Genomic DNA, 24046 nt, shown 5'->3' on the forward strand with positions numbered 1-24046 from the left:
ATAAGTATCTCATTACAAAGTGAAAGAGAGACGTAGCGCCAGCGCCGCCAGCGTTACAAACAGCACAGGCAGAGTCATAATAATCCCGGTGCGGAAATAGTATCCCCACGTGATGGTCATATTCTTCTGTGAAAGTACATGCAGCCAGAGCAGCGTTGCAAGGCTACCAATAGGTGTAATTTTCGGCCCCAGATCGCAGCCAATCACGTTAGCGTAGATCATCGCCTCTTTAATAACGCCGGTTGCAGTGCTTCCCTCGATAGAGAGCGCGCCAACCAGCACCGTAGGCATGTTGTTCATAATGGAAGACAGGATTGCTGTCAGGAAGCCAGTCCCCAGCGTCGCGACCCAGAGTCCTTTATCCGCCAGTACGTTCAGCACACCTGAAAGGTATTCGGTTAGTCCGGCGTTGCGCAGACCGTAGACCACCAGGTACATCCCCAGTGAGAAGATGACGATCTGCCAGGGTGCGCCACGCAGCACTTTGCCGGTGTTAATGGCATGGCCTCGTTTCGCCACAGTAAACAGTATTACCGCCCCAACTGCAGCAATGGTGCTAACGGGAATCCCGAGTGGCTCGAGGACAAAGAACCCAACCAGCAGAAGAATCAACACTATCCAGCCAGTTCTGAAGGTTGCCAGATCTTTAATCGCCTTTGTCGGTGCCTTAAGGAGAGCCCGATCGTAAGTCGGCGGGATATCCTTGCGGAAGAACAGATGCAGCATCACCAGCGTGGCAACAATGGCGGCAATATCCACCGGCACCATCACCGATGCATATTCAGTGAAGCCCAGACCAAAGAAGTCCGCCGAGACGATATTCACCAGGTTCGACACGATAAGCGGCAGGCTGGCAGTATCGGCAATAAACCCGGCAGCCATGACGAATGCCAGTGTCGTACCTTTACTGAACCCTAATGCAAGCAGCATGGCAATGACTATCGGCGTCAGAATCAGTGCCGCGCCATCGTTGGCAAACAGTGCCGCCACCGCTGCGCCGAGCAGGACGATATAAGTAAAGAGCAAACGGCCACGACCATTACCCCAACGTGAAACATGCAGTGCCGCCCATTCGAAAAAACCAGATTCATCGAGCAGCAGGCTGATAATAATTACGGCAATAAAGGTTGCCGTCGCGTTCCAGACGATATTCCACACCACCGGAATATCGCTTACATGCACAACGCCAGAAATCAAAGCCAGTCCTGCGCCCAGCGTCGCGCTCCAGCCGATCCCTAAACCCTTAGGCTGCCAGATAACCAAAACAATGGTCAGGACAAAAATAACGCCTGCCAGTAACATACATCCTCCTGACAGGGCGACTTTGCCGCCCTGTATATGCAAAAAAATTAACTCATCAACTCTCTGAGCTTTTCAATACCGGCGGGCTCTGACGCCAATACTGGAACGAGCGCTATACGGTCAGTGTGCTGATTCTTAACAGCCTCAATCTGAGGCAGTTCCTGATGAGCGCGCTGGCAAAGCAACGGAGAACGCGTATCCGCAATGGAAAGGCTGTTATTGATAATCCAGCCCCACGGATGAATTCCCGCTCTTTCAAGATCAGCCTGCAGGTTTGCCGCTTCCAGCACCGGTGTGGTTTCAGGAAGCGTAACCAGCAGAACTTTGGTTCTATCCGGGTCCTGAAGCTGCATCATGGGGGTAGTAAAATGACCTTTACTCCCCATTTTTTTGGCAATCTCTCGGTGGTAAGCCCCGGTCGCATCCAGCAGTAACAGCGTGTGTCCGGTAGGGGCGGTATCCATAACAACAAAGCGCTTACCCGCTTCACGAATCACGCGGGAGAAGGCCTGAAACACGGCAATTTCTTCAGTACAGGGAGAGCGTAAATCCTCTTCCAGTAGCCGTTTCCCTGCTTCGTCCAGATCTCTTCCCTTCGTCTCAAGAACATGCTGGCGATAGCGTTCGGTTTCATCGTGAGGGTTGATGCGGCTGACCTGCAGGTTTTTGAGGCTGCCGTTCAGCGTTGTACTCAGGTGCGCAGCAGGATCAGAGGTCGTGAGATGCACGTCAAATCCCATGTCTGCCAGCCTGACGGCGATGGCAGCAGCCATCGTGGTTTTCCCTACGCCACCTTTGCCCATCAGCATAATCAGGCCGTGTTCACTGCGAGCGATATCATCGACCAGGCCAGAGAGCGATAAGTTTTCAGGCGTGTACAGGACGTTCGTTACCGGGAGCGGTAATGCCTCAGAACGGGTATCCAGCAGTCCCTTCAATGCTGAAACACCAACCATATTGACTGGCTGTAGTAATAGGGTATCTGTCGGTAGCTCAGATAAACCGGCAGGAAGATTTGCCAGTGCCTCCTGCTCACGTTGCCATATCGCAGCGGCCAGGGCGTCATATTCAGTTTCGGCTTTAGGCAGCACACCATTAATCACCAGATACTGGTTTTTCAGGCCAATTGCAGCCAGTTCTTCATGGGTGCGTGCGACTTCCTGCAGCGTAGATTTTTGCAGTCGTGCAACCAGAACCAGGCGGGTACGTTCAGGATCGGATAACGCGTCTACCGCATGAGCATACTGCTCACGCTGCTTTTCCAGCCCGGCCATTGGGCCAAGACAGGAAGCACCATCCGGGTTGCTTTCAATAAAGCTACTCCAGGCTCCGGGAAGCTGGAGAAGGCGAATCGTGTGGCCCGTCGGCGCTGTATCAAAAATAATGTGATCGAAGCGGGTCAGCAGGGAAGCGTCTGTCAATAAGCCGGTGAACTCATCAAACGCCGCAATCTCAGTGGTACAGGCTCCTGAAAGCTGCTCGCTGATACTGTTAACAACGTCATCAGGCAGAAGACCTTTGATAGGATCAACAATTCTGGCGCGGTATTGTTGGGCGGCTTCCTGCGGGTCGATCTCCAGAGCGGAAAGTCCAGGAACTGCTGCCACAGGGCGAATGGTGTTACCGATAGCCTGATCGAATACCTGACCGACATTGGAAGCCGGATCGGTACTGACCAGCAAAACCCGCTTCCCCTGTTCGGCAAGGCGGATTGCCGTCGCGCAGGAAATGGACGTTTTTCCTACACCTCCCTTACCGGTAAAAAACAGGTAAGGCGGGATATTCTGTAAGAATTTCATATGTCCTCCTGACATACTCAGCAACAGGAAGTTTTACCACCACAGCAGCTGGTGGGCGCTAACCCAACCTTCTCCAGCGGAATGCCTAACCAGCGAGCCAGCTCAGCGCGTTTTGGGTATCGCCCTGCCATCACCGTTTCGCCGTCCAACAGCAGTAGCGGAAGCCCTTCTGCTCCAGATGCTTCGAGGAATGCTTTCGCTTTCTCGTTCTGAACAAAGCTCATGGGCTGCTGCGCCAGGTTGTAACGTTCAACCTGTACGCCACGTCCTTTCAGCCACTGCACATCCGCAGAGAAATCAACCAGAACTTGATCAACATCTGAACCACAAACGCCGGTACTGCAGCACATCGCAGGATCAAACACGGTTAACGTTTTCATCTTTAACACCTCACATCCGTAAAAACATATATGTACAGGCAAATTTTTTAGATACAAACAGCCTTACCACTGCCAGAGCAGTTTGCTGATGCCAGCTTACGGGCGATGGCCTGTACGTCGTCCTGTTGGCTTAACCAGGCCTGCTCAATCACCTGAGCGGCCCAGGAAGGAATATGCGGGGATAAACGGTAGTGAACCCACTTGCCCTGTTTGCGATCCAGCAATAGTCCACTTTCCCGGAGCATTGCCAGATGGCGGGAGATCTTGGGCTGTGACTGTTCCAGCGCCGTACAGAGATCGCACACGCACAGCTCTCCCATCTCTCTGAGCAGCAACACAATGCCCAAGCGGGTTTCATCGGAGAGGTTTTTGAAGAGTTGTAGAGATGATAATTGTGGCATAAGTCCCCCCGGCTATTGTTTCGCAATATCTCGCTGTAACCGTACAGTGTCAAATTATATTTGAATTTCCATATATGAATAAAGCAAGACTTCTCACTGACCCTGTGAGGGTTATACCGTCGGTTACAGTAAGGAACTCAGCAAGGAGGCTTTAAGCTATTTCCCTTTGGATTCAGTAAACTGGAGAGTTTTAAGTATGAAGTGTCATGGAGCGGGCGAAGGGAATCGAACCCTCGTATAGAGCTTGGGAAGCTCTCGTTCTACCATTGAACTACGCCCGCTTTGGAGTGCGTAAGGCATTATAAACCTTACGCTCTTATTGGCAAGGGACAGACCAGCTGACTGGCGATTAATTCACCGTCAGCACTTCGGTTTGCTGCCCTGCGGCGGCAGGTAACGCAGCGGGTCGATGGCCGTCGCACGGTAGCGAATCTGGAAGTGCAACCGCACCGAAGCCGCATCAGTACTGCCCATCGTGGCGATTTTCTGTCCCGCCTTCACGCTTTGCCCGTTATTCACCAGCATCGTGTCGTTGTGAGCGTAGGCGGTAATGTAATCTTCACTGTGTTTGATCATAATGAGATTACCGTAGCCCCGCAGTTGGTTGCCCACGTAGACCACCTTCCCTGCCCCGGCGGCATAAACCGGCGTACCGCGGGCAGCGGAAATGTCGATCCCCTTATTCCCTCCATCCGCAGTGGAATAAGGCAGGATCACCTTACCGCTGGCAGGCCACTGCCAACAACGTTGCCCTACCGGTGGCCAGGACGATTGCGGCACGGAAGAAGACGGTCTCGCGGAGGCTGTTTTGGTAGACGCCTTTTTAGTGGATTTCGATGAGGCCGTTTTCGAACCACCGAGCTTCAGCTTTTGCCCAACTTCAATGGTGTACGGCGGCGAAATGCCGTTCAGACGCGCAAGGTCTTTGACGCTGGTGCCTGTCGTGCGTGAAATACGGTAAAGGGTATCTCCCCGTTTGACGGTATAAACGGCGCCAGAATCAGACGATTTGCTCCCCGAGCAGCCCACGACAAGCAATCCCGCACAAAGCAGCATGGCAATACCCAGGCTATTTTTCTTCAGGCGTCCTGCGCTCAAAACCGTTCCTCGCAATATTCACAGACGCCATATGATAGCAGCCATAATCCGGATGCCAAATTTATTGAATCGGTAAGTCCCCTCATGGACCGCCTGATAAACGCTATCACCGCCACTTACCGTGTATCACAATGAGTTGATTAAACTCATAATGATACGCAAAGTGCTCATCGTCAAAGGTCGGATCCCTCTCCCGACAGACCATATTATTATCTCCGTCACACTTCCCTTTTCTCACGGCGCAACTTTGCGCTTCTGGCGTAATTCTTGCCTGATTTAACGGTTGTTCAGGAACCGAATTGTTAAATCAAGGGGACGTTTATGGATGCGCGGGAAGCAACCGCTACCGGAGAGTCATGCATGCGCGTGGATGCCATCGCTAAAGTGACCGGGCGGGCTCGATATACTGATGATTACATGATGGCGGGCATGTGTTATGCCAAATACGTTCGCAGTCCGATTGCCCACGGTTACGCCACCAGCATCAACTGTGATGAGGCGAAAAGCCTGCCCGGTGTACTGGCCGTGTTTACCTGGGAAGATGTACCGGATATTCCCTTCGCCACGGCAGGGCACGCCTGGACGCTGGATGAGAACAAACGTGACACCGCCGACCGTTTTCTGTTGACCCGCCACGTACGCCATCATGGCGATGCGGTCGCGATTGTTGTGGCAAGGGACGCGTTAACCGCAGAGAAAGCGGCCTTACTGGTGAATGTGGAATGGGAAAAACTCCCGGTGATCACCACGCCAGAAGCAGCTCTGGCGGATGATGCTGTCTCTATTCACCCAGGCGGTAATTTGCTCAATCGCAGTGAAATGACCACCGGGAATGTCCAGCAGACCATTGATGCCGCTGATTACCAACTCCAGGGACATTACCAGACGCCGGTGATTCAACATTGCCATATGGAAAGCGTCACTTCATTGGCCTGGATGGAAGATGACTCGCGAATCTCCATCGTCTCCAGCACGCAGATCCCACACATCGTACGCCGGGTCGTGGGCCAGGCATTGGGCATTCCGTGGTCATGCGTGCGGGTTATCAAACCTTACGTCGGCGGCGGATTTGGAAACAAGCAGGATGTGCTGGAAGAACCCATGGCCGCTTTCCTGACGCGCAAACTGGGCGGTATTCCAGTGAAAGTCTCTCTCAGCCGTGAAGAATGTTTTCTCGCTTCCCGTACCCGCCATGCGTTCACGATGGATGGACAGATAGGGCTCAATCGCGACGGCACGTTGCAAGGCTATCGTCTGGATGTTCTGTCAAATACTGGCGCTTACGCCTCACACGGGCACTCCATCGCCTCGGCGGGCGGCAACAAAGTGGCCTATCTCTATCCCCGTAGCGCATACGCTTACCGTTCCACCACCTGCTATACCAATCTTCCTTCCGCTGGCGCGATGCGCGGCTACGGCGCGCCGCAGGTGATCTTTGCCGTAGAATCGATGCTGGATGACGCCGCAACGGCGCTGGGTCTCGATCCGGTCGAGGTTCGGTTGCGCAATGCGGCCTGCGAAGGCGACACGAACCCGATTACCGGCAAACGCATCTACAGCGCGGGGCTCCCGGAATGCCTGCAAAAAGGCCGCGCGCTGTTTGAGTGGGACGCCCGTCGCGCTGAATGTCTGCACCAGCAAGGCAACATCCGCCGGGGCGTCGGCGTCGCCTGTTTTAGTTATACCTCCAACACCTGGCCGGTCGGCGTGGAGATCGCTGGTGCCCGTCTGCTGATGAATCAGGACGGAACGATCAACGTGCAGAGCGGAGCCACGGAAATCGGTCAGGGGGCGGATACCGTTTTCTCACAGATGGTGGCGGAAACTCTCGGCGTACCGGTCAGCGATGTGCACGTTATTTCCACCCAGGATACCGACATTACCCCCTTCGACCCTGGCGCCTTCGCCTCTCGCCAAAGCTATGTCACCGCACCGGCACTGCGCAAGGCAGCACTTCAACTGCGCGATAAGATCCTTCTTCACGCTGCCGACATGCTGCATCAGTCCGTCATGAGCCTGACGCTGACGGCAGGCCACATCGTCCTTATCGATCGCCCGGACTCACCGTTACTGTCCTTAAAAGAGCTGGCGATGGATGCGTTTTATCATCCGGAGCGCGGCGGTCAGTTGTCTGCGGAATGCTCGGTGAAAACCACCACTAACCCACCGGCGTTTGGCTGCACGTTTGTCGATCTGAGCGTCGATATCGCCCTGTGCAAGGTCACCATCAACCGCATCCTCAATGTCCACGATTCCGGCCATATTCTGAACCCTCAACTGGCGGAAGGTCAGGTGCATGGCGGGATGGGAATGGGCATTGGCTGGTCGCTGTTTGAAGAGATGATCATCGATGGGGAAAGTGGTCTGGTGCGTAACCCGAATCTCCTTGATTACAAAATGCCGACCATGCCTGACCTGCCGCAACTGGAGAGCGCATTCGTTGAAACGCAGGAGCCGCAGTCGGCGTATGGACATAAATCCCTCGGCGAGCCGCCCATTATTCCTGTTGCTGCCGCCATTCGTAACGCAGTGAAAATGGCCACAGGCGTTGCAATTGATACGTTGCCACTGACGCCAAAACGGTTATATGCGGAGTTCCACCAGGCTGGCTTGATTTGAGGATATGATCATGTTTGACTTTGCTTCTTATCATCGCGCTTCAGACATTGCCGAGGCTGTCAGCCTGCTGGCGCGCTATCCGCAGGCGAAACTGCTCGCCGGCGGAACCGACGTACTGATCCAACTTCATCATCACAATGCGCGTTACCGTCATATCGTCGATATCCATGATCTGCCCGAATTACGAGGCATTACCCTGTCGAAGGAAGAAAGGCTGCGTATCGGTTCCGCCACCACCTTTAGCGAGATTATCGAGCATCCCGTCGCGCAACGACATCTGCCAGCCCTGTGTGCGGCAGCTACCTCCATCGCCGGACCGCAAATCCGTAATGTCGCGACCTACGGCGGGAATATCTGTAATGGCGCAACCAGCGCAGACTCGGCGACGCCAACGCTGATTTATGACGCCACGCTTGAGATCGCCTCGCCAAAAGGGGTGCGTTTTACCAGCATCAACGGTTTTCACACCGGCCCCGGAAAAGTTGCTCTCGAGCAAGATGAAATCCTTGTCGCCTTTCATTTCCCGCCGCAGCCGAGAGCACATACCGGCAGCGCGCATTTTAAATATGCCATGCGCGATGCGATGGACATCTCGACCATTGGTTGTGCGGCACGATGCCAACTGGATAACGGCGGTTTTAAAGAACTTCGTCTGGCATTCGGCGTTGCGGCTCCGACGCCAGTTCGCTGTCAGCATGCGGAGAGCGTGGCGCAAAATGCGCCATTGACCCACCAGACGCTGGACGCGATCGCCGAATCCGTTCTGCAGGACGTCGCCCCGCGATCTTCCTGGCGGGCAAGTAAGGAATTTCGTCTGCATCTCATCCAGACGATGACCCGGAAAGTGGTTACTGAAGCCGTTGTCGCGGCGGGAGGAAAGCTGCAATGAATGACACTAACCGAATCACGCTGGAATGCGTCATTAATGATCACCCTTTTCAGCTCAGCATCATGCCGGGGATGCCGCTCTCTGAACTCCTGCGCGAACAAGGGTTGTTGAGCGTCAAACAGGGATGCTGTGTCGGTGAATGCGGAGCCTGTACGGTGCTGGTTGACGGTACGGCCATCGACAGTTGCCTGTACCTTGCCGCGTGGGCAGCAGGAAAACAGATCCGTACCCTGGAAGGTGAATCGGCTGGCAGTCAGCTCTCGCGTGTTCAGATGGCTTATGCGACATCCGGTGCCGTGCAGTGTGGTTTTTGCACGCCGGGTCTGATTATGGCGACCACCGCATTGCTGGCAAAACCGCGTGAAAAACCATTAACCATTCTGGAGATCCGTCGTGGTCTGGCGGGGAATTTGTGCCGTTGTACTGGCTATCAGATGATTGTCGATACCGTCCAGCGCTGCACTGAGCCTGAATAATTAACACCGCATCCTTCAGGCTGCCTCCGGGTCAGTAGCGTTCACATACTCGCCCCCTGATGCAACCTGAACGCGGTTGTGCGTTGAGTTATGCGTTCAGCAGCTCGTACTTTTTAATTTTGCGATAAAGCGTGGCAATCCCAATGCCTAACTCATCCGCCACCTGTTTTTTGTTGGAGTGGCGAGATAGCGCTTCGCGAATCATCTGCTTTTCCATCTCTTCCAGCGCGGTTCCGCCGGTATCCTCAGACAGCAACTGCGCCGCATGAGCGACCGCTCCAACGGATTCCGGCGCTTTACCGTTGTTGATCAGATTTGGCGGTAAAAGCGTACTGTCGATCACCTCGCCTGAAGGGACCACGTTGACCAGATATTCCATCAGGTTGCTTAATTCACGCAGATTTCCTGGCCACTGATGGTGTCTGAGCAGGGTCACTACATCCGGTGCAATCCCCGGATAGACCAGCCCTAAACGGCGAGTATGCAGATGCAGGAAATAGTGCACCAGTAGCTCAATATCGTCCTGTCGTTCACGTAGCGGGGGCAGAGTCAGTGGGATGACGTTCAGTCGATAGAACAGATCTTCGCGGAATTTGCCTTCGGCGATAAACTGCCCGAGGTTCTGATTGGTAGCTGAAATAATGCGGATGTCGACCTGAACCGGACTGCTCGCGCCAAGCGGCAACACTTCCCTCGCTTCAATCGCCCTGAGCAGTTTAGCCTGTAGCATCAAGGGCATATCGCCAATTTCATCGAGAAACAGCGTTCCACTGTTTGCCGCCTGTATCAGGCCCGTTTTCCCATTGGCGGAGGCGCCGGTGAATGCGCCTTTAACATAGCCAAACAGTTCACTTTCCAGCAACTGCTCCGGTATCGCCGCGCAGTTGATGGCGATAAACGGTTTATTGCGTCGATCGCTGAGTTTGTGAATGGCGCGCGCGACCACCTCTTTTCCGGTGCCGCTCTCCCCCACAATCATGACGCTGGACGGACTGGGGGCAATACGGCCGATCAGCCGCTTAAGCTGGCGCATAACCCGGCATTCACCCACCAGTTGTTCAATATGCGGTTCATCGGTGGCAATCGATACAGAGGAACTGGTATGCGACTGATGGAAGGCCATCAGGAATAACTGCCGTCCCTGCACATGATGCAACTGACCAATGATCAGTTCACTTTTATCATCCCAGGAGACGATATGCTGCATATGCCCGTGCGTGAAATTACTTTCAAACGTTAATGGCCGAAACCTGACCGACTTTCCCACCATATTATTCTGCACCGCACCAAGAATTTTTAACGCGGTTTGATTCGCGAACTGTACGCGGTTGTCTTCATCAATGACCAATACACCTTGATCCATATTCTCGATCATTGTCGAAAATATTTTACTGATGTTGTCACTCCCACTCTGATCTTCAAGAAGTTTTGAAACAAAAATAGTGGATATATGGCGAACATAGTCTGAAAACTCGCGCAGGTTGTCATTGATATGTTCCTGCTGTTCATGCGTTACGGCAATCAAACTGATCACTCCTACACAGCGGTCCTGCAGAATGACGGGGGTTCCCAGAAAAGCCTTCTCGCGACAGTTATCTTTGCTATCGCAGCCTTCACAGAGCGGGTCAAAGCGGGAATGCGTCACAACCTTTTCTTTTTTACTTTCCAGTACATAGCGCAACAGTCTGGAGTTACCGCTCAACGGGCGTCCGAGGTATTTCCCGTAAGCGCCGGTTCCCGCGACGCGGCAGAGGTTATCATCGACGATCTCAACTTCGAGTTGCAAAACGCTGGCAAGCATTCTGGCGAAACGCTGAATGGTAGGTTGAATCTGCATCAAAATGGACTGCGTTGTTGCAAGCACCATAGTCTTACCTTCCGGAATCACTTAAATGATTGATCATTGAAGACATTGATGGTTCGTAGAATATAAGGATACTAACTCAGACAAAATTTGCTTTGATAAAAACACAGGCTCTTTATCATTTTATAATGAAAATATGCAAGAGAAATCACATTTCTATATCAATATGAGAATCAGCGCAGTGAGTTTATCAAACTGACGGTATTTACTCTTCTTCCGGGTATTATTCTGTCAGTCAGTTCATTGACACATTGCGTTATTTATTAAGCCAAACGTTTTCGTATATTCATGACGAATTACAGATAGCTTTATTTTGTGATCAGTGCCACATATTGCCTGATGATTTCCTATTTATCCGCCGTCGGATTCATTTTGGCACGCTTATTGTTAGTCCCTGGTATATCGGTGATGCCGCTTGTCATTACCGCGAATAAGCCACCTTGCCGTCATTCCACTACCAGGACCTTACCATGAAAACTGTTAATGAGCTGATAAAGGATATCAATTCGCTGACCTCACACCTTCACGAGAAGGATTTTTTGCTTACGTGGGAACAGACGCCGGATGAACTGAAACAAGTCCTGGACGTCGCTGCTGCGCTGAAGATGCTGCGTGCCGAAAACATCGCGACCAAAGTCTTCAATAGTGGATTAGGGATTTCCGTTTTCCGCGATAACTCCACCCGTACCCGCTTTTCTTACGCGTCCGCCCTTAACCTGCTCGGCCTGGCTCAGCAGGATCTGGACGAAGGAAAATCACAAATCGCACACGGCGAAACCGTCCGCGAAACGGCCAATATGATCTCCTTCTGCGCCGACGCCATTGGTATTCGCGACGACATGTATCTTGGTGCGGGCAACGCCTATATGCGTGAAGTCGGCGCCGCGCTGGATGACGGCTACAAACAGGGCGTGCTGCCGCAGCGTCCGGCGTTAGTTAACCTGCAATGCGATATCGACCATCCAACACAGGCGATGGCGGATTTGGCCTGGCTACGTGAACATTTTGGTTCGCTGGAAAACCTTAAGGGTAAAAAAATCGCCATGACCTGGGCCTACTCACCCAGCTACGGCAAACCCCTCTCTGTGCCACAAGGCATTATCGGTCTGATGACCCGCTTCGGTATGGACGTCACCCTGGCGCATCCGGAAGGATATGACCTGATCCCGGACGTGATTGAAGTGGCGAAAAACAACGCGAACGCGTCCGGCGGCAGCTTCCGCCAGGTCACCAGCATGGAAGAAGCCTTCAAAGATGCCGACATCGTCTATCCGAAATCATGGGCGCCTTACAAAGTGATGGAAGAACGTACCGAACTTCTGCGCGCCAACGATCACGCGGCCCTGAAAGAGCTGGAAAGACAGTGTCTTGAGCAAAACGCAAAGCATAAAAACTGGCACTGCACTGAAGAAATGATGCAACTCACCCGCGACGGCGAAGCGCTGTATATGCACTGCCTGCCCGCGGATATCAGCGGCGTCTCCTGCAAAGAAGGGGAAGTCACCGACGCCGTATTCGAAAAATACCGCATCGCAACGTACAAAGAAGCCAGTTGGAAGCCCTACATCATCGCCGCGATGATCCTCTCCCGCAAATATCCGAAGCCTGGCGTACTGCTGGAGCAGTTGTTGAAAGAAGCGCAACCACGCGTGAAATAACCCCCTGAGCCGACCTGCCGGTCGGCTCTCCTTTCCGGAGGCCAAAAGGATAGGATATGTCCGTTTTCTCACTGAAGATCGATATTGCCGATAACCGCTTTTACAACGGTGAAACATCGCCCCTTTTTTCGCAAAAACAGGCCAAAGTGGCTCGCCAGTTCCATCAAAAGATCGCGGGCTACCACCCAACGCCGCTCTGTGCGCTGGATGACCTCGCCCAACTGTTTGGCGTGAAAAAAATCCTCGTCAAAGATGAGTCAAAACGCTTTGGACTGAACGCGTTCAAGATGCTCGGCGGGGCTTTTGCCATCGCCTGCCTGTTGTGTGAGAAATATCATCTTGATATTGAGACGCTCTCTTTCGAACAGCTCAAAAACGCCATCGGCGAAAAAATGACGTTTGCCACCACCACCGACGGTAACCACGGTCGCGGTATTGCCTGGGCGGCACAACAACTCGGACAACATGCGGTGGTTTACATGCCGAAAGGCTCAGCGCAAGAACGCGTGGACGCCATTCTCAACCTCGGCGCGGAGTGCATTGTCACCGACATGAACTATGACGATACCGTTCGTCTGACCATGCAGCACGCCCAACAAAACGGCTGGGAAGTGGTGCAGGACACCGCCTGGGAAGGTTACACCAAAATCCCCACCTGGATTATGCAGGGCTACGCCACGCTGGCCGATGAGGCCGTTGAGCAAATGCGCTCCCTGGACGTCACACCGACCCACGTGCTGTTACAGGCTGGCGTTGGCGCCATGGCGGGCGGCGTGCTGGGCTATCTGGTCGACGTCTATGGCCCGCAAAACCTGCACAGCATTATCGTCGAACCGGACAAAGCGGACTGTATTTATCGTTCCGGCGTGAAAGGCGACATCGTCAACGTTGGGGGAGATATGGCAACCATCATGGCCGGTCTGGCCTGTGGTGAACCTAACCCGCTCGGCTGGGAAATTCTGCGCAACTGCGCCACCCAATTTATCTCCTGCCAGGACAGCGTCGCCGCGCTGGGCATGCGCGTGCTGGGTAATCCTTTTGGCAGCGACCCACGGGTGATCTCCGGCGAGTCCGGCGCCGTAGGATTGGGCGTTCTGGCTGCCGTCCATCATCACCCACAGCGCCAGGCCCTGATGGACAAACTGGCGTTAGATAAAGATGCCGTTGTGCTGGTCATCAGTACCGAAGGCGATACCGATGTGAAGCACTACCGGGAAGTGGTCTGGGAAGGCAAACATCCGGTCGCACTGTAACCCCCTATTGGAAAACGCTCCCCAGGAGATTCGGGAGCGAACACTGGAGAAAAGTCATGGCTAAGCACATTCCTTTTAAACTGATTCTTGAAAAAGCAAACGACTACAAAGAAGACATGACGCGTTTCCTGCGCGACATGGTCGCCATTCCCAGCGAAAGCTGCGATGAAAAACGGGTTATCCATCGCATCAAACAAGAAATGGAGAAAGTCGGTTTCGATAAAGTCGAGATCGACCCGATGGGCAACATTCTGGGATACATCGGCCATGGCCCGCGCCTGGTCGCAATGGACGCGCATATCGACACGGTCGGTATCGGCAACATCAACAACTGGAATTTTGATCCCTATGAAGGGATGGAGACCGATGAACTGATCGGTGGACGCGGCACATCTGACCAGGAAGGCGGCATGGCGTCCATGGTTTACGCCGGGAAGATCATTAAAGATCTCGGTCTGGAAGATGAGTACACGCTGCTGGTCACCGGCACGGTACAGGAAGAGGACTGCGATGGTCTGTGCTGGCAGTACATCATTGAGCAATCCGGTATCCGTCCGGAGTTTGTTGTCAGTACCGAGCCGACTGATTGCCAGGTTTATCGTGGACAGCGCGGGCGCATGGAAATACGCATTGATGTGCAGGGAGTCAGTTGTCACGGTTCCGCCCCGGAACGCGGCGATAACGCCATTTTTAAAATGGGACCAATCCTCAACGAGTTACAGGAATTGTCACAACATCTGGCTTATGACGAATTCCTCGGTAAAGGGACCTTAACCGTTTCCGAAATCTTCTTCACCTCGCCAAGCCGCTGCGCCGTGGCGGACAGTTGCGCCGTCTCCATCGACCGTCGTCTGACCTGGGGTGAAACCTGGGAAGGCGCGCTGGAAGAGATTCGCGCCCTGCCGGCTGTAAAAAAAGCCAATGCGGTGGTCTCGATGTACAACTATGACCGCCCTTCCTGGACCGGGCTGGTTTACCCGACCGAATGCTACTTCCCAACCTGGAAAGTGGAAGAAGATCACTTCACCGTCAAAGCGCTGGTCAATGCCTATGAAGGTCTGTTCGGCAAAGCACCGGTGGTCGACAAGTGGACGTTCTCCACCAACGGCGTATCGATTATGGGACGTCACGGTATTCCGGTGATCGGTTTTGGTCCGGGTAAAGAACCCGAAGCCCACGCGCCAAATGAAAAAACCTGGAAATCACATCTGGTGACCTGCGCCGCGATGTACGCTGCCATTCCACTGTCCTGGCTGGCAACGAAATAACGATCCATCTGTCTCCCCCGGTTTACCGGGGGATTTCTGGAGTGTGCTATGCGCGTATTGATTAAAAATGGCATTGTCGTTAACGCCGACGGACAGGCTAAACAGGACCTGCTGATTGAGAACGGTATCGTTCGTCAACGGGATGCGGAGATTACGCCGCCCCCTTCGTGTGAAGTGATTGATGCTGCGGGATGTTACGTTTTTCCCGGCGGCGTGGATGTACATACGCATTTCAATATCGACACCGGCCTCGCCCGTAGCTGTGATGATTTTTTTACCGGCACCCGCGCCGCGGCGTGTGGCGGTACAACAACCATTATTGACCATATGGGATTTGGCCCGTCAGGCTGTCGCCTGCGCCATCAACTGGAAGTCTACCAGGGGTACGCCGCGCACAAAGCGGCGATCGACTACAGTTTCCATGGCGTCATTCAGCACGTCAATCATGCCATCCTCGACGAGATCCCGATGATGGTGGAAGAAGGCATCAGCAGCTTCAAGCTCTATCTGACCTACCAGTACAAACTCAACGATGATGAAACCTTGCAGGTGCTGCGCCGTTTGCACAAGTCCGGCGCGCTGACCACCGTCCACCCGGAAAACGACGCCGCCATCGCCAGTAAACGGGCCGAATTCATTGCCGCTGGCTTAACGTCGCCACGCTATCACGCCCTGAGCAGACCGCTGGAATGTGAAGCCGAAGCCATCGCCCGGATGATTAACCTTGCGCAGTTAGCGGGAAACGCGCCGTTGTATATCGTCCACCTGTCCAATGGCCTGGGATTGGACTATTTACGCCTGGCGAAAGCGAATCATCAGCCCGTGTGGATAGAGACCTGTCCGCAATATCTGCTGCTGGATGAACGCCGTTATGACGGGGAAGACGGCCTGAACTTCATTCTCAGCCCGCCGTTACGCAATGTACGCGAGCAGGACAAGCTCTGGTGCGGCATCAGTGACGGCGCCATTGACGTGGTGGCGACTGACCACTGCACCTTCTCAATGGCGCAGCGCCAGCAGATCTCAGGCGGCGATTTCAGCCGCTGCCCGAATGGTTTGCCCGGCGTGGAAAACCGCCTGCAACTGCTCTTTTCTGAAGGTGTGATGAGCGGGCGAATTACCCCTGAACGCTTTGTCGCGTTAACCAGCGCGACGCCTGCCAGGCTGTTCGGCGTGTGGCCGCAGAAGGGGCAACTGGCACCTGGCGCTGATGGCGATGTGGTGATTATCGATCCCCGCCAGAGCCAGACGATCCATCATGCTCACCTGCACGATAACGCTGATTATTCGCCCTGGGAGGGGTTCCGCTGTCAGGGTGCGATTGTCAGAACGCTGTCGCGTGGCGAAACGATCTTCTGCGATGGCGTCTTTACAGGGAAAGCAGGCCGGGGCCGCTTCTTACGACGTAAGCCGTTTACCCCGCCCGGCGTGGGTGAAACAGATAACTGTGTATGATAAGTGAGGAAAAATGAGGAAGAAAATTGTTCTCGCGCTGGGTGGTAACGCGTTGGGTGAGGATCTGGCCGGACAGATGCAGGCCGTCAAAATCACCGCGCAGGCCATTGTGGATCTCATTGCGCAGGGTCATGAGGTTATCGTGACTCATGGTAACGGGCCGCAGGTGGGTATGATCAACCAGGCATTCGAAGCCGCGGCAAAAACAGAGGCGCACTCGCCAATGCTACCGATGTCCGTCTGCGTGGCATTGAGCCAGGGCTATATCGGTTACGATCTGCAAAACGCGCTGCGCGAAGAATTGCTCTCACGCGGGATGCACAAACCTGTCGCCACACTGGTGACGCAGGTAGAAGTCGACGCCCACGATCCTGCGTTTCTGAACCCCACCAAACCCATCGGTTCATTCTTCACACAGCAGGAAGCGGAACAGCTGGAAAAACAAGGTTATACGCTTAGAGAAGATGCCGGACGTGGTTATCGTCGTGTCGTGGCCTCGCCTAAGCCGGTGGACATCATTGAGAAAGAAACCGTTAAGGCGCTGGTTGAGGCCGGACAGGTGGTTATTACCGTGGGCGGAGGCGGTATTCCGGTGATTCGCGAAGGCAACCATCTGCGGGGGGCCAGCGCGGTGATCGATAAGGACTGGGCCAGTGCCCGCCTGGCAGAGATGATCGACGCGGATATGCTCATCATCCTGACGGCGGTCGAAAAAGTGGCTATTAACTTCGGTAAAGAAAATGAGCAATGGCTGGATCGCCTGTCGTTGAGCGATGCGGAACGCTTTATCAGCGAAGGGCATTTCGCTAAAGGTTCTATGTTGCCGAAAGTGGAGGCCGCAGCGTCGTTCGCCCGCTCCCGCCCCGGTCGGGAAGCCTTGATCACGGTGCTCAGTAAAGCGAAAGAAGGGATTGAGGGAAAAACCGGAACGGTTATCTGCCAGTAATATGATGCGTTTTATTCGCCGGGGGCGCTTTGCGTACCCGGCCTGGCGCCTCCCAGGCCGGATAAACATAGCGCCATGTGGCCATTCGCATTACGCCACTTCAAGCACCTCATTTGTTGACTTCACTCCCTGATGCATCAGCATCATGAGCGCTTCCAGCACTCCGCCGCCTATCGCTCTCGCTTTATCAGAGACGCTGGTAAAATCCGCCGTCTCGCCGCGCGGGTCGATATCGCCGATTTTAAAACCGCCCACCACCGCCAGCCCGTCACTTAACAGGCCGCGCACCATCCCCGACAGCGGTGCCATGATTTCGTTTTCGCCAATCCAGGCAATCACCTCGCCCTCTTCTACCAGATCGCCTAATTTCACTCTGGCGCGCATGATGCCTGCGGCGGGTGCACGAATCACCCGTCGTGCGGTATGCCCCATGATATTGCCGGGTATCCCGGTATTTTCCTGTGCACAACCGGCGTAAATCACCTGACCCAGCCAGTGTCCACGATTTGTTTCAATCACCGCATGGCAGTCTTCACCCGCAGTAAACCCAGGCCCCAACGCAATGGTCACAGGAGCCATATCTTTTCGCGTACCCAGATTTTGTTTTGCCAGAATCGCATCCACTACGCAGACGGGTTTCAGTGCGTCAATCAGCGAACCGGCTGGATCGACCAGAATCGGGATAAAACCACGCTCGGCTAACGCCGCCGCTTCTGCTGACGAGGTGGCCAGTCTTGCCGTCACGCCTTCCACGATCATTTCACCATCAAAGACGGCCTGCGCGAACGCAACGCTGCGGCGAATGACGGTCGGTTTCTCCACTTCCAGCATGATCACTTTGAAACCGGCATGGAACAATCGCAGCGCCACGCCGCTGGCGATATCTCCCGCGCCACGAATCACCACCCGCTGATGGCCGGACGGATGCGCGGTGCGCATCATCAGTCCACCAGGCGCATTATTTTTAACCTGTAAGATCTCCGCCAACACGCTGACCGCAATCTCCTGCGGCGTTTCAGCACCAATGTTGTAACCCACCGGCGCATGCAGGCGGGCAATGTGCTCTTCACCGACGCCCTTCTCCCGTAACTGACGCATAAACAACTGCACTTTACGACGGCTTGCCAGCAAACCCAGCCACGCGACGGGTTGCTCGATCAATTTGTCCAGCGCTTCCCGATCCTGATTGTTCGTCGCGATAAGCACAAAGTTGTCCGGACGGATCTCCAGCGCATCCACTGCCGCGGTAAAAGAATCGGCATGTAACAACTGTACCGAGGGAGGAAAAGCGTCCGGGTTAACGCTTTCGCGATAAACATCCGCTACGGCAATATCAAACCCTAACAGCGCTGCCCCCTGGGCAATCGCCCGGTTGACATGCCCGCCGCCGATTAACACCAGTCGCGGGCGCAGGCCGTGCACGCTAATAAAAACCGACATCGCGCCGCCGCAGTCCGAGCCAACGGCATCGGCGCCGTTGCGGGCCATCCGGCCATGAAACATACGCGGCTTTCTTTCCTGTAACGCCAGCAGCGCTTCGTCGATCACCTTGCGCTCCACCATGCCTCCGCCGATAGTCCCGACGATAGACCCATCCTGATGTACCAGCATCTGTGCCGAATGGCGGGGCGTGGACCCCCGGCTATCGACAATCTGCGCCAGCGCAAATGGGCGGTTTTGCTCTTCAAGTTTTGCAGCCTCTGTGAAAATATTCATACAGACCTCAATGGATATCTTTTCAGGAACCCGGTGTTCCCGGCGTCGCTATCTCACAAATCTGCGCGTGATTGCAGGCGTTTCCTGTGCATTCCCCAGCCAGATAGCCTGCACATCACCGTCTGACAACAGTTGGATGAGCTCGCGTTCATCAATGGCATTCTCAGATTGAGAAAAACGATTGAGAAACCAGACGCGTCGACTGGCTGGCGGGGCATTTTTGAATGCTCCCTGTGGATGCTGAACCAGGCGAACCAGCGCCTTCAGCGATAAGGGGGATCCCTCCGTCAGGCCTGTCATCCCGGCGAACGGCGACCAACGATGCACCTGCTCTGCCCCCACGCGTTTCCCCAGCAGGTGTCCACCCATCACGGCAATCACGCAGCAACTGCTTTCAGGTATGCAAGGTTCGTGCTCATCTGGCGCTTTAAGCGGCATTCCGCGTGCGCCGTCTGCCTCGACGAGAACCACGTCACATTCCGATCGTCTGGCTAAGGCATCGATGGCGTCGGGTGAGAAACCACGTGCTTTTCCCAATGGCGCTTTCCACGACCGAAAGCAGGTGATGATGGGTTGCATTAACACGTGATACGGCAACCCGGCGGGCTCCCGACAGAAAAGGGTCGGCCAGGAGTGGTCAGGCAGAAACATATGCGTCGTCGTGGTGATGAATACCCGTCGACCTGATAACTGAAAGAGATGAGCGAGCCAGAAAAGCGTACTGGTTTTCCCACCCGCACCGACAATTGAAATAACCGTTGGCCGTTTCTGTGCACCTAAATCAAAGAATAAAGAAGCATGCCCCGGTATACTCATAAGCCTCTCTGAAGTGACATAACATCTAATAGACATTATGGAATCGCCATGCCTGTCGTCGACTGTATAATTACTGCTGCTGGGTTATCATCCAGAATGGGAAAATGGAAAATGATGTTACCCTGGCACGCAGGAACAATTCTTGATGCAAGTATCAAAAACGCGCTGCAATTTTGTAACCGGGTGATATTAGTTTCCGGTTACCGCGCCACGGAGATACATAATCGCTATGCGAATCAGCCTAATATTATTATTACGTACAATCCGGATTATGCTCAGGGTTTATTTACGTCAATTAAGGTTGGCGCTGCCGCCGTGAACAGCGGGCACTGCTTCATCACGCACGGTGACATGCCTGAACTGAATAACGATATTTTCCGTAAAATCTGGGCGTTACGTAACGATAACGCACTTATCCCTTGCTATCAGGGCCAGCCCGGCCATCCTGTATTACTTTCCAAAAAATGCCTGTTGCAGGCCATCTCACAACCGGATGTCAGCAATATGCGTCAGGCATTGCTGCGCGGAAAACATAATCTTATTGAAATAAACGATGCCCGAATCACTCTGGATATTGATACACCAGAGGATTTTATCAATGCGCAGAATCGACACAGATAAATAGGAAATACGGAGTTAAACGATTGCGTTCAAATATTTCCCGATTCATTTTTCACTTATCATAATGATAAGCGATCGCCATTTTTGAGAAAACAGAATGCGATGATGAAATACCTTATCGCCATACCTCTCCCGGCTGATTTTCATTCTCATTTAGCGTTTGTGAGATATTTCACAAAGCAGACTTAAGATTAGAAGCGCCTCACAAAATTATATTTTTATGGCTCTGCTTTGTGAGTAGTGGTGCGAATGTTGCTCTATTTCTCCAAACCGCCGGCTTTATCAGTCCCGGTCAACCAATGACATCTATGAACACGCGCACCTTCCGGTTGTCTTGCCACGACCTGAAGAAAGCCGAGTAAAGCTAAGGAGAGGGGTATGGGGGATATAATGCGTCCGATTCCGTTTGAGGAACTTTTGACGCGCCTATTTGATGAATATCAGCAGCAGCGCTCGATCTTTGGTATTCCTGAGCAGCAGTTCTATTCACCGGAAAAAGGCAAATCGATAAGCGTATTTGGTGAAACCTGTGCCACCCCCGTCGGCCCCGCCGCCGGCCCGCACACCCAGCTCGCACAAAATATCATCACCTCCTGGCTGACTGGCGGTCGGTTTATTGAACTCAAAACAGTGCAAATTCTCGATCGGCTCGAACTGGAAAAACCCTGTATTGATGCGGAAGATGAGTGCTTCAATACCGAATGGTCGACGGAATTTACCCTGCTGAAAGCATGGGATGAGTATCTTAAAGCCTGGTTCGCCCTGCATTTACTGGAGCAACTGCTGCAACCTTCAGGTAGCGATACCGGTAAATCGTTCATTTTTAATATGAGCGTCGGCTATAACCTCGACGGCATCAAGCAACCGCCCATGCAGGCGTTCATCGACAGCATGATGGACGCATCCGCGCACCCTAAATTTGTGCAGTACCGCGACACGCTACAGCGATGGCTGCATGATGAAACATTCCTCGCGCGCCACGGGTTGAACGCACATCGGGAACGTCTACAGGCGCTGCCGGGACGCATTCCCACAAAACTGGTGCAGGGCGTCACGCTGTCCACGATGCACGGCTGCCCACCGCACGAAATCGAAGCCATCTGCCGCTATATGCTGGAAGAAAAAGGGCTGAATACCTTTGTGAAGCTGAATCCGACGCTGCTGGGCTATTCACGCGTACGTGAAATTCTGGACAGCTGTGGCTTCGGTTATATCGGCTTAAAAGAAGAGTCATTTGAGCACGATCTGAAGCTCACCCAGGCGCTGGAAATGTTGCAGCGCCTGATGGCGCTGGCAAAAGAAAAGTCGCTGGGTTTTGGCGTAAAACTCACCAACACCCTGGGCACCGTCAATAATAAAGGTGCGCTTCCCGGCGAAGAGATGTATATGTCTGGCCGGGCGCTGTTCCCGCTCTCAATCAACGTGGCGGCCGTGCTTTCCCGGGCCTTCGACGGCCAATTGCCCATCTCCTATTCCGGCGGCGCCAGCCAGTTGACCATCCGCGATATCTTTGACACCGGCATTCGTCCGATCACCATGGCGACCGACCTGTTAAAGCCAGGCGGTTACCTCCGACTCAGCGCCTGTATGCGTGAGCTGGAGTCTTCAGATGCGTGGGGAATGGAACATGTCGATGTCGAACGACTGAATCGACTGGCGGAAGAGGCCGTCACGATGGCCTATACCCAAAAACACTGGAAACCTGAAGAGCGCATTGACGTGGCCGGCGGCTTGCCGCTGACCGACTGCTACGTCGCCCCGTGTATTACGGCCTGCGCCATCAAACAGGACATTCCGGAGTATATTCGCCTGCTGGGCGAGCAGCGTTATGCCGACGCGCTGGAACTGATTTATCAGCGAAACGCCCTCCCGGCAATCACCGGTCATATCTGCGATCATCAGTGTCAGTACAACTGTACCCGTCTGGACTATGACAGCGCTTTGAACATCCGTGAACTGAAAAAAGTGGCGCTGGAAAAGGGGTGGGATGAATACAAACAGCGCTGGCACAAACCCGCAGGCTCAGGCTCTCGTCATCCGGTTGCAGTCATCGGTGCGGGCCCGGCCGGGCTTGCGGCCGGTTACTTCCTTGCCCGGGCAGGACACCCGGTGACGCTATTTGAACGCGAAGCCAACGCGGGCGGCGTGGTGAAAAATATCATTCCTCAGTTCCGTATTCCGGCAGAACTCATCCAGCACGATATCGATTTTGTCGCCGATCACGGCGTGAAGTTCGAATATGGCTGTGCGCCTGATCTGACCGTACAGAGCCTGAAAGAAAAGGGGTTCCACTACGTTCTGATCGCAACCGGTACGGATAAAAACAGCGGCGTGAAGCTCGACGGCGATAACCCCAACATCTGGAAATCGCTTCCCTTCCTGCGTGAATACAATCAGGGAACTGCGTTGACGCTCGGTAAGCATGTGGCGATCGTCGGCGCGGGCAACACGGCGATGGACTGTGCCCGTGCGGCACTGCGCGTGCCGGGTGTGGAGAAAGTCACCGTGGTCTACCGCCGTTCGTTGCAGGAGATGCCCGCCTGGCGTGAAGAGTATGAAGAAGCCCTGCACGATGGGGTTGAGTTCCGTTTTCTCAACAACCCTGAACGTTTTGATGCGGATGGTACACTCACCCTGCGCGTCATGACGCTCGGAGAGCCGGATGAGAAAGGACGGCGCCGCCCGGTTGAAACCGACGAAACGCTGACGCTGCACATCGATAGTCTGATTACCGCCATTGGTGAACAGCAGGATACCGAAGCACTGAATGCAATGGGTGTTCCGCTTGACAGCAAAGGCTGGCCAGAGGTGAATCACAACGGCGAAACCCGCCTCACCGACGTGTTCATGATTGGCGACGTCCAGCGTGGTCCATCATCCATTGTTGCCGCCATCGGCTCTGCGCGTCGGGCCACGGATACCATCCTCTGGCGGGAAAATATCCGCTCCCACCATGGCGATAAACGCTGGAATAACGTCAGCCCCGCTGAAATCTATCAGCGTAAAGGCGAGATCGCGGTCGCGAAGGTCGATAAAGATGACCGTGACGCCTTTGTCGCCCAGGAAGCGGCCCGCTGCCTTGAATGCAACTATGTCTGCAGCAAATGCGTGGATGTCTGTCCGAACCGCGCCAATGTGTCAATTCCCGTGCCGGGATTCCAGAATCGCTTCCAGACGCTACATCTGGATGCTTACTGCAACGAATGCGGTAACTGCGCTCAATTCTGTCCGTGGCAGGGCAAGCCGTATAAAGACAAAGTCACGCTCTTTAGCCTGCCGCAGGATTTCGACAACAGCAGTAACCCGGGCTTCCTGGTGGAAGACGATCGGGTCAGGGTCCGGCTGAATGACCAAAGCTGGGTATTAAACATCAGCCATGATGGGCAGTTCGCCAGCATCCCGCCGGAACTGGATGACATGTGCCGCGTCATTAGCTATGTCCACCAGCATCACCATTACCTGTTAGGCCGCGTGGAGGTGTAATC

18 protein-coding genes and 1 tRNA gene are annotated in these 24046 nt (G+C 54.1%); 10 read left to right on the plus strand and 9 right to left on the minus strand.

Going from position 1 to position 24046, the window contains the following annotated elements; all coding sequences use genetic code 11:
• Positions 1-12 precede the first annotated feature (12 nt).
• From arsB to actS, 6 genes are all read right to left on the minus strand, one after another.
• Entirely contained in the window at positions 13-1302 is a 1290-nt protein-coding gene (arsB, locus tag KI228_RS18155) for an arsenite efflux transporter membrane subunit ArsB (RefSeq protein WP_061069621.1), read from the minus strand.
• Between the two features lie 47 nt (positions 1303-1349).
• A complete protein-coding gene (gene arsA / locus KI228_RS18160) occupies positions 1350-3101 on the minus strand; it encodes an arsenite efflux transporter ATPase subunit ArsA (protein ID WP_104010295.1) in 1752 nt (583 codons plus the stop codon).
• Between the two features lie 17 nt (positions 3102-3118).
• Positions 3119-3481 carry an arsenite efflux transporter metallochaperone ArsD gene (gene arsD, locus KI228_RS18165; protein WP_054176746.1) on the minus strand — a complete coding sequence of 121 codons (363 nt, stop codon included), beginning with the start codon at positions 3479-3481 and terminating at the stop codon, positions 3119-3121.
• A 47-nt stretch (positions 3482-3528) separates the two neighbouring features.
• A complete protein-coding gene (gene arsR, locus KI228_RS18170; protein WP_042999394.1) occupies positions 3529-3882 on the minus strand; it encodes an As(III)-sensing metalloregulatory transcriptional repressor ArsR in 354 nt (117 codons plus the stop codon).
• A gap of 207 nt (positions 3883-4089) precedes the next feature.
• Positions 4090-4163, minus strand: a tRNA-Gly gene (locus tag KI228_RS18175).
• Positions 4164-4242: 79 nt separating this feature from the next.
• Positions 4243-4980, minus strand: a complete 738-nt coding sequence (gene actS, locus KI228_RS18180) for an amidase activator ActS (RefSeq protein WP_061069620.1) — start codon at positions 4978-4980, stop codon at positions 4243-4245.
• Positions 4981-5301: 321 nt separating this feature from the next.
• On the opposite strand from actS, the gene xdhA reads away from it, so the two are divergent.
• Genes xdhA through xdhC form a run of 3 tightly spaced genes read left to right on the plus strand, consistent with a single transcriptional unit; the run spans position 5302 to position 8964 of the window.
• The gene (xdhA, locus tag KI228_RS18185) at positions 5302-7599 is read left to right on the plus strand and encodes a xanthine dehydrogenase molybdenum-binding subunit XdhA (protein WP_061069619.1); all 2298 of its coding nucleotides are present in this window, start codon (positions 5302-5304) and stop codon (positions 7597-7599) included.
• 10 nt (positions 7600-7609) lie between these two features.
• Complete coding sequence (gene xdhB, locus KI228_RS18190; protein WP_042999390.1) at positions 7610-8488, plus strand: xanthine dehydrogenase FAD-binding subunit XdhB; 879 nt, start codon at positions 7610-7612, stop codon at positions 8486-8488.
• Positions 8485-8964, plus strand: coding sequence for a xanthine dehydrogenase iron sulfur-binding subunit XdhC (gene xdhC / locus KI228_RS18195; RefSeq protein ID WP_042999389.1), 480 nt, complete (start codon positions 8485-8487; stop codon positions 8962-8964). Before xdhB ends, xdhC begins: the two co-directional genes overlap by 4 nt.
• Before the next feature lie 88 nt (positions 8965-9052).
• Here the strand turns inward: xdhC and KI228_RS18200 are convergent, their stop codons facing one another.
• Positions 9053-10831, minus strand: coding sequence for a sigma-54 interaction domain-containing protein (locus KI228_RS18200; RefSeq protein ID WP_042999388.1), 1779 nt, complete (start codon positions 10829-10831; stop codon positions 9053-9055).
• Between the two features lie 467 nt (positions 10832-11298).
• Here KI228_RS18200 and ygeW point away from each other — a divergent pair, with 467 nt between their 5' ends.
• The 5 genes from ygeW to arcC are packed head-to-tail and all read left to right on the plus strand — an operon-like array spanning position 11299 to position 17408.
• Complete coding sequence (ygeW, locus tag KI228_RS18205) at positions 11299-12486, plus strand: knotted carbamoyltransferase YgeW (RefSeq protein ID WP_042999387.1); 1188 nt, start codon at positions 11299-11301, stop codon at positions 12484-12486.
• A gap of 56 nt (positions 12487-12542) precedes the next feature.
• Positions 12543-13739, plus strand: a complete 1197-nt coding sequence (gene dpaL, locus KI228_RS18210; protein WP_061069618.1) for a diaminopropionate ammonia-lyase — start codon at positions 12543-12545, stop codon at positions 13737-13739.
• 56 nt (positions 13740-13795) lie between these two features.
• Positions 13796-15007: a YgeY family selenium metabolism-linked hydrolase gene (locus tag KI228_RS18215; protein ID WP_042999385.1), complete on the plus strand. Its 1212-nt coding sequence runs from the start codon at positions 13796-13798 to the stop codon at positions 15005-15007.
• A 48-nt stretch (positions 15008-15055) separates the two neighbouring features.
• Positions 15056-16462, plus strand: a complete 1407-nt coding sequence (gene hydA / locus KI228_RS18220; RefSeq protein ID WP_044264387.1) for a dihydropyrimidinase — start codon at positions 15056-15058, stop codon at positions 16460-16462.
• A 13-nt stretch (positions 16463-16475) separates the two neighbouring features.
• Entirely contained in the window at positions 16476-17408 is a 933-nt protein-coding gene (gene arcC / locus KI228_RS18225; RefSeq protein WP_042999383.1) for a carbamate kinase, read from the plus strand.
• A 90-nt stretch (positions 17409-17498) separates the two neighbouring features.
• Here the strand turns inward: arcC and yqeB are convergent, their stop codons facing one another.
• Both yqeB and yqeC read right to left on the minus strand, forming a co-directional pair.
• Positions 17499-19124, minus strand: coding sequence for a selenium-dependent molybdenum cofactor biosynthesis protein YqeB (gene yqeB, locus KI228_RS18230; protein WP_042999382.1), 1626 nt, complete (start codon positions 19122-19124; stop codon positions 17499-17501).
• A 48-nt stretch (positions 19125-19172) separates the two neighbouring features.
• On the minus strand, positions 19173-19940 hold the full coding sequence (gene yqeC, locus KI228_RS18235; protein WP_044327190.1) for a selenium cofactor biosynthesis protein YqeC: 768 nt from the start codon (positions 19938-19940) through the stop codon (positions 19173-19175).
• Positions 19941-19988: 48 nt separating this feature from the next.
• Here yqeC and mocA point away from each other — a divergent pair, with 48 nt between their 5' ends.
• Positions 19989-20561 carry a molybdenum cofactor cytidylyltransferase gene (mocA, locus tag KI228_RS18240; RefSeq protein WP_061069617.1) on the plus strand — a complete coding sequence of 191 codons (573 nt, stop codon included), beginning with the start codon at positions 19989-19991 and terminating at the stop codon, positions 20559-20561.
• Between the two features lie 378 nt (positions 20562-20939).
• On the plus strand, positions 20940-24044 hold the full coding sequence (ygfK, locus tag KI228_RS18245) for a putative selenate reductase subunit YgfK (protein ID WP_061069616.1): 3105 nt from the start codon (positions 20940-20942) through the stop codon (positions 24042-24044).
• Positions 24045-24046 lie beyond the last annotated feature (2 nt).

Origin of the sequence: Citrobacter amalonaticus, from assembly GCF_018323885.1 — a bacterium.
Taxonomy (GTDB): domain Bacteria; phylum Pseudomonadota; class Gammaproteobacteria; order Enterobacterales; family Enterobacteriaceae; genus Citrobacter_A; species Citrobacter_A amalonaticus.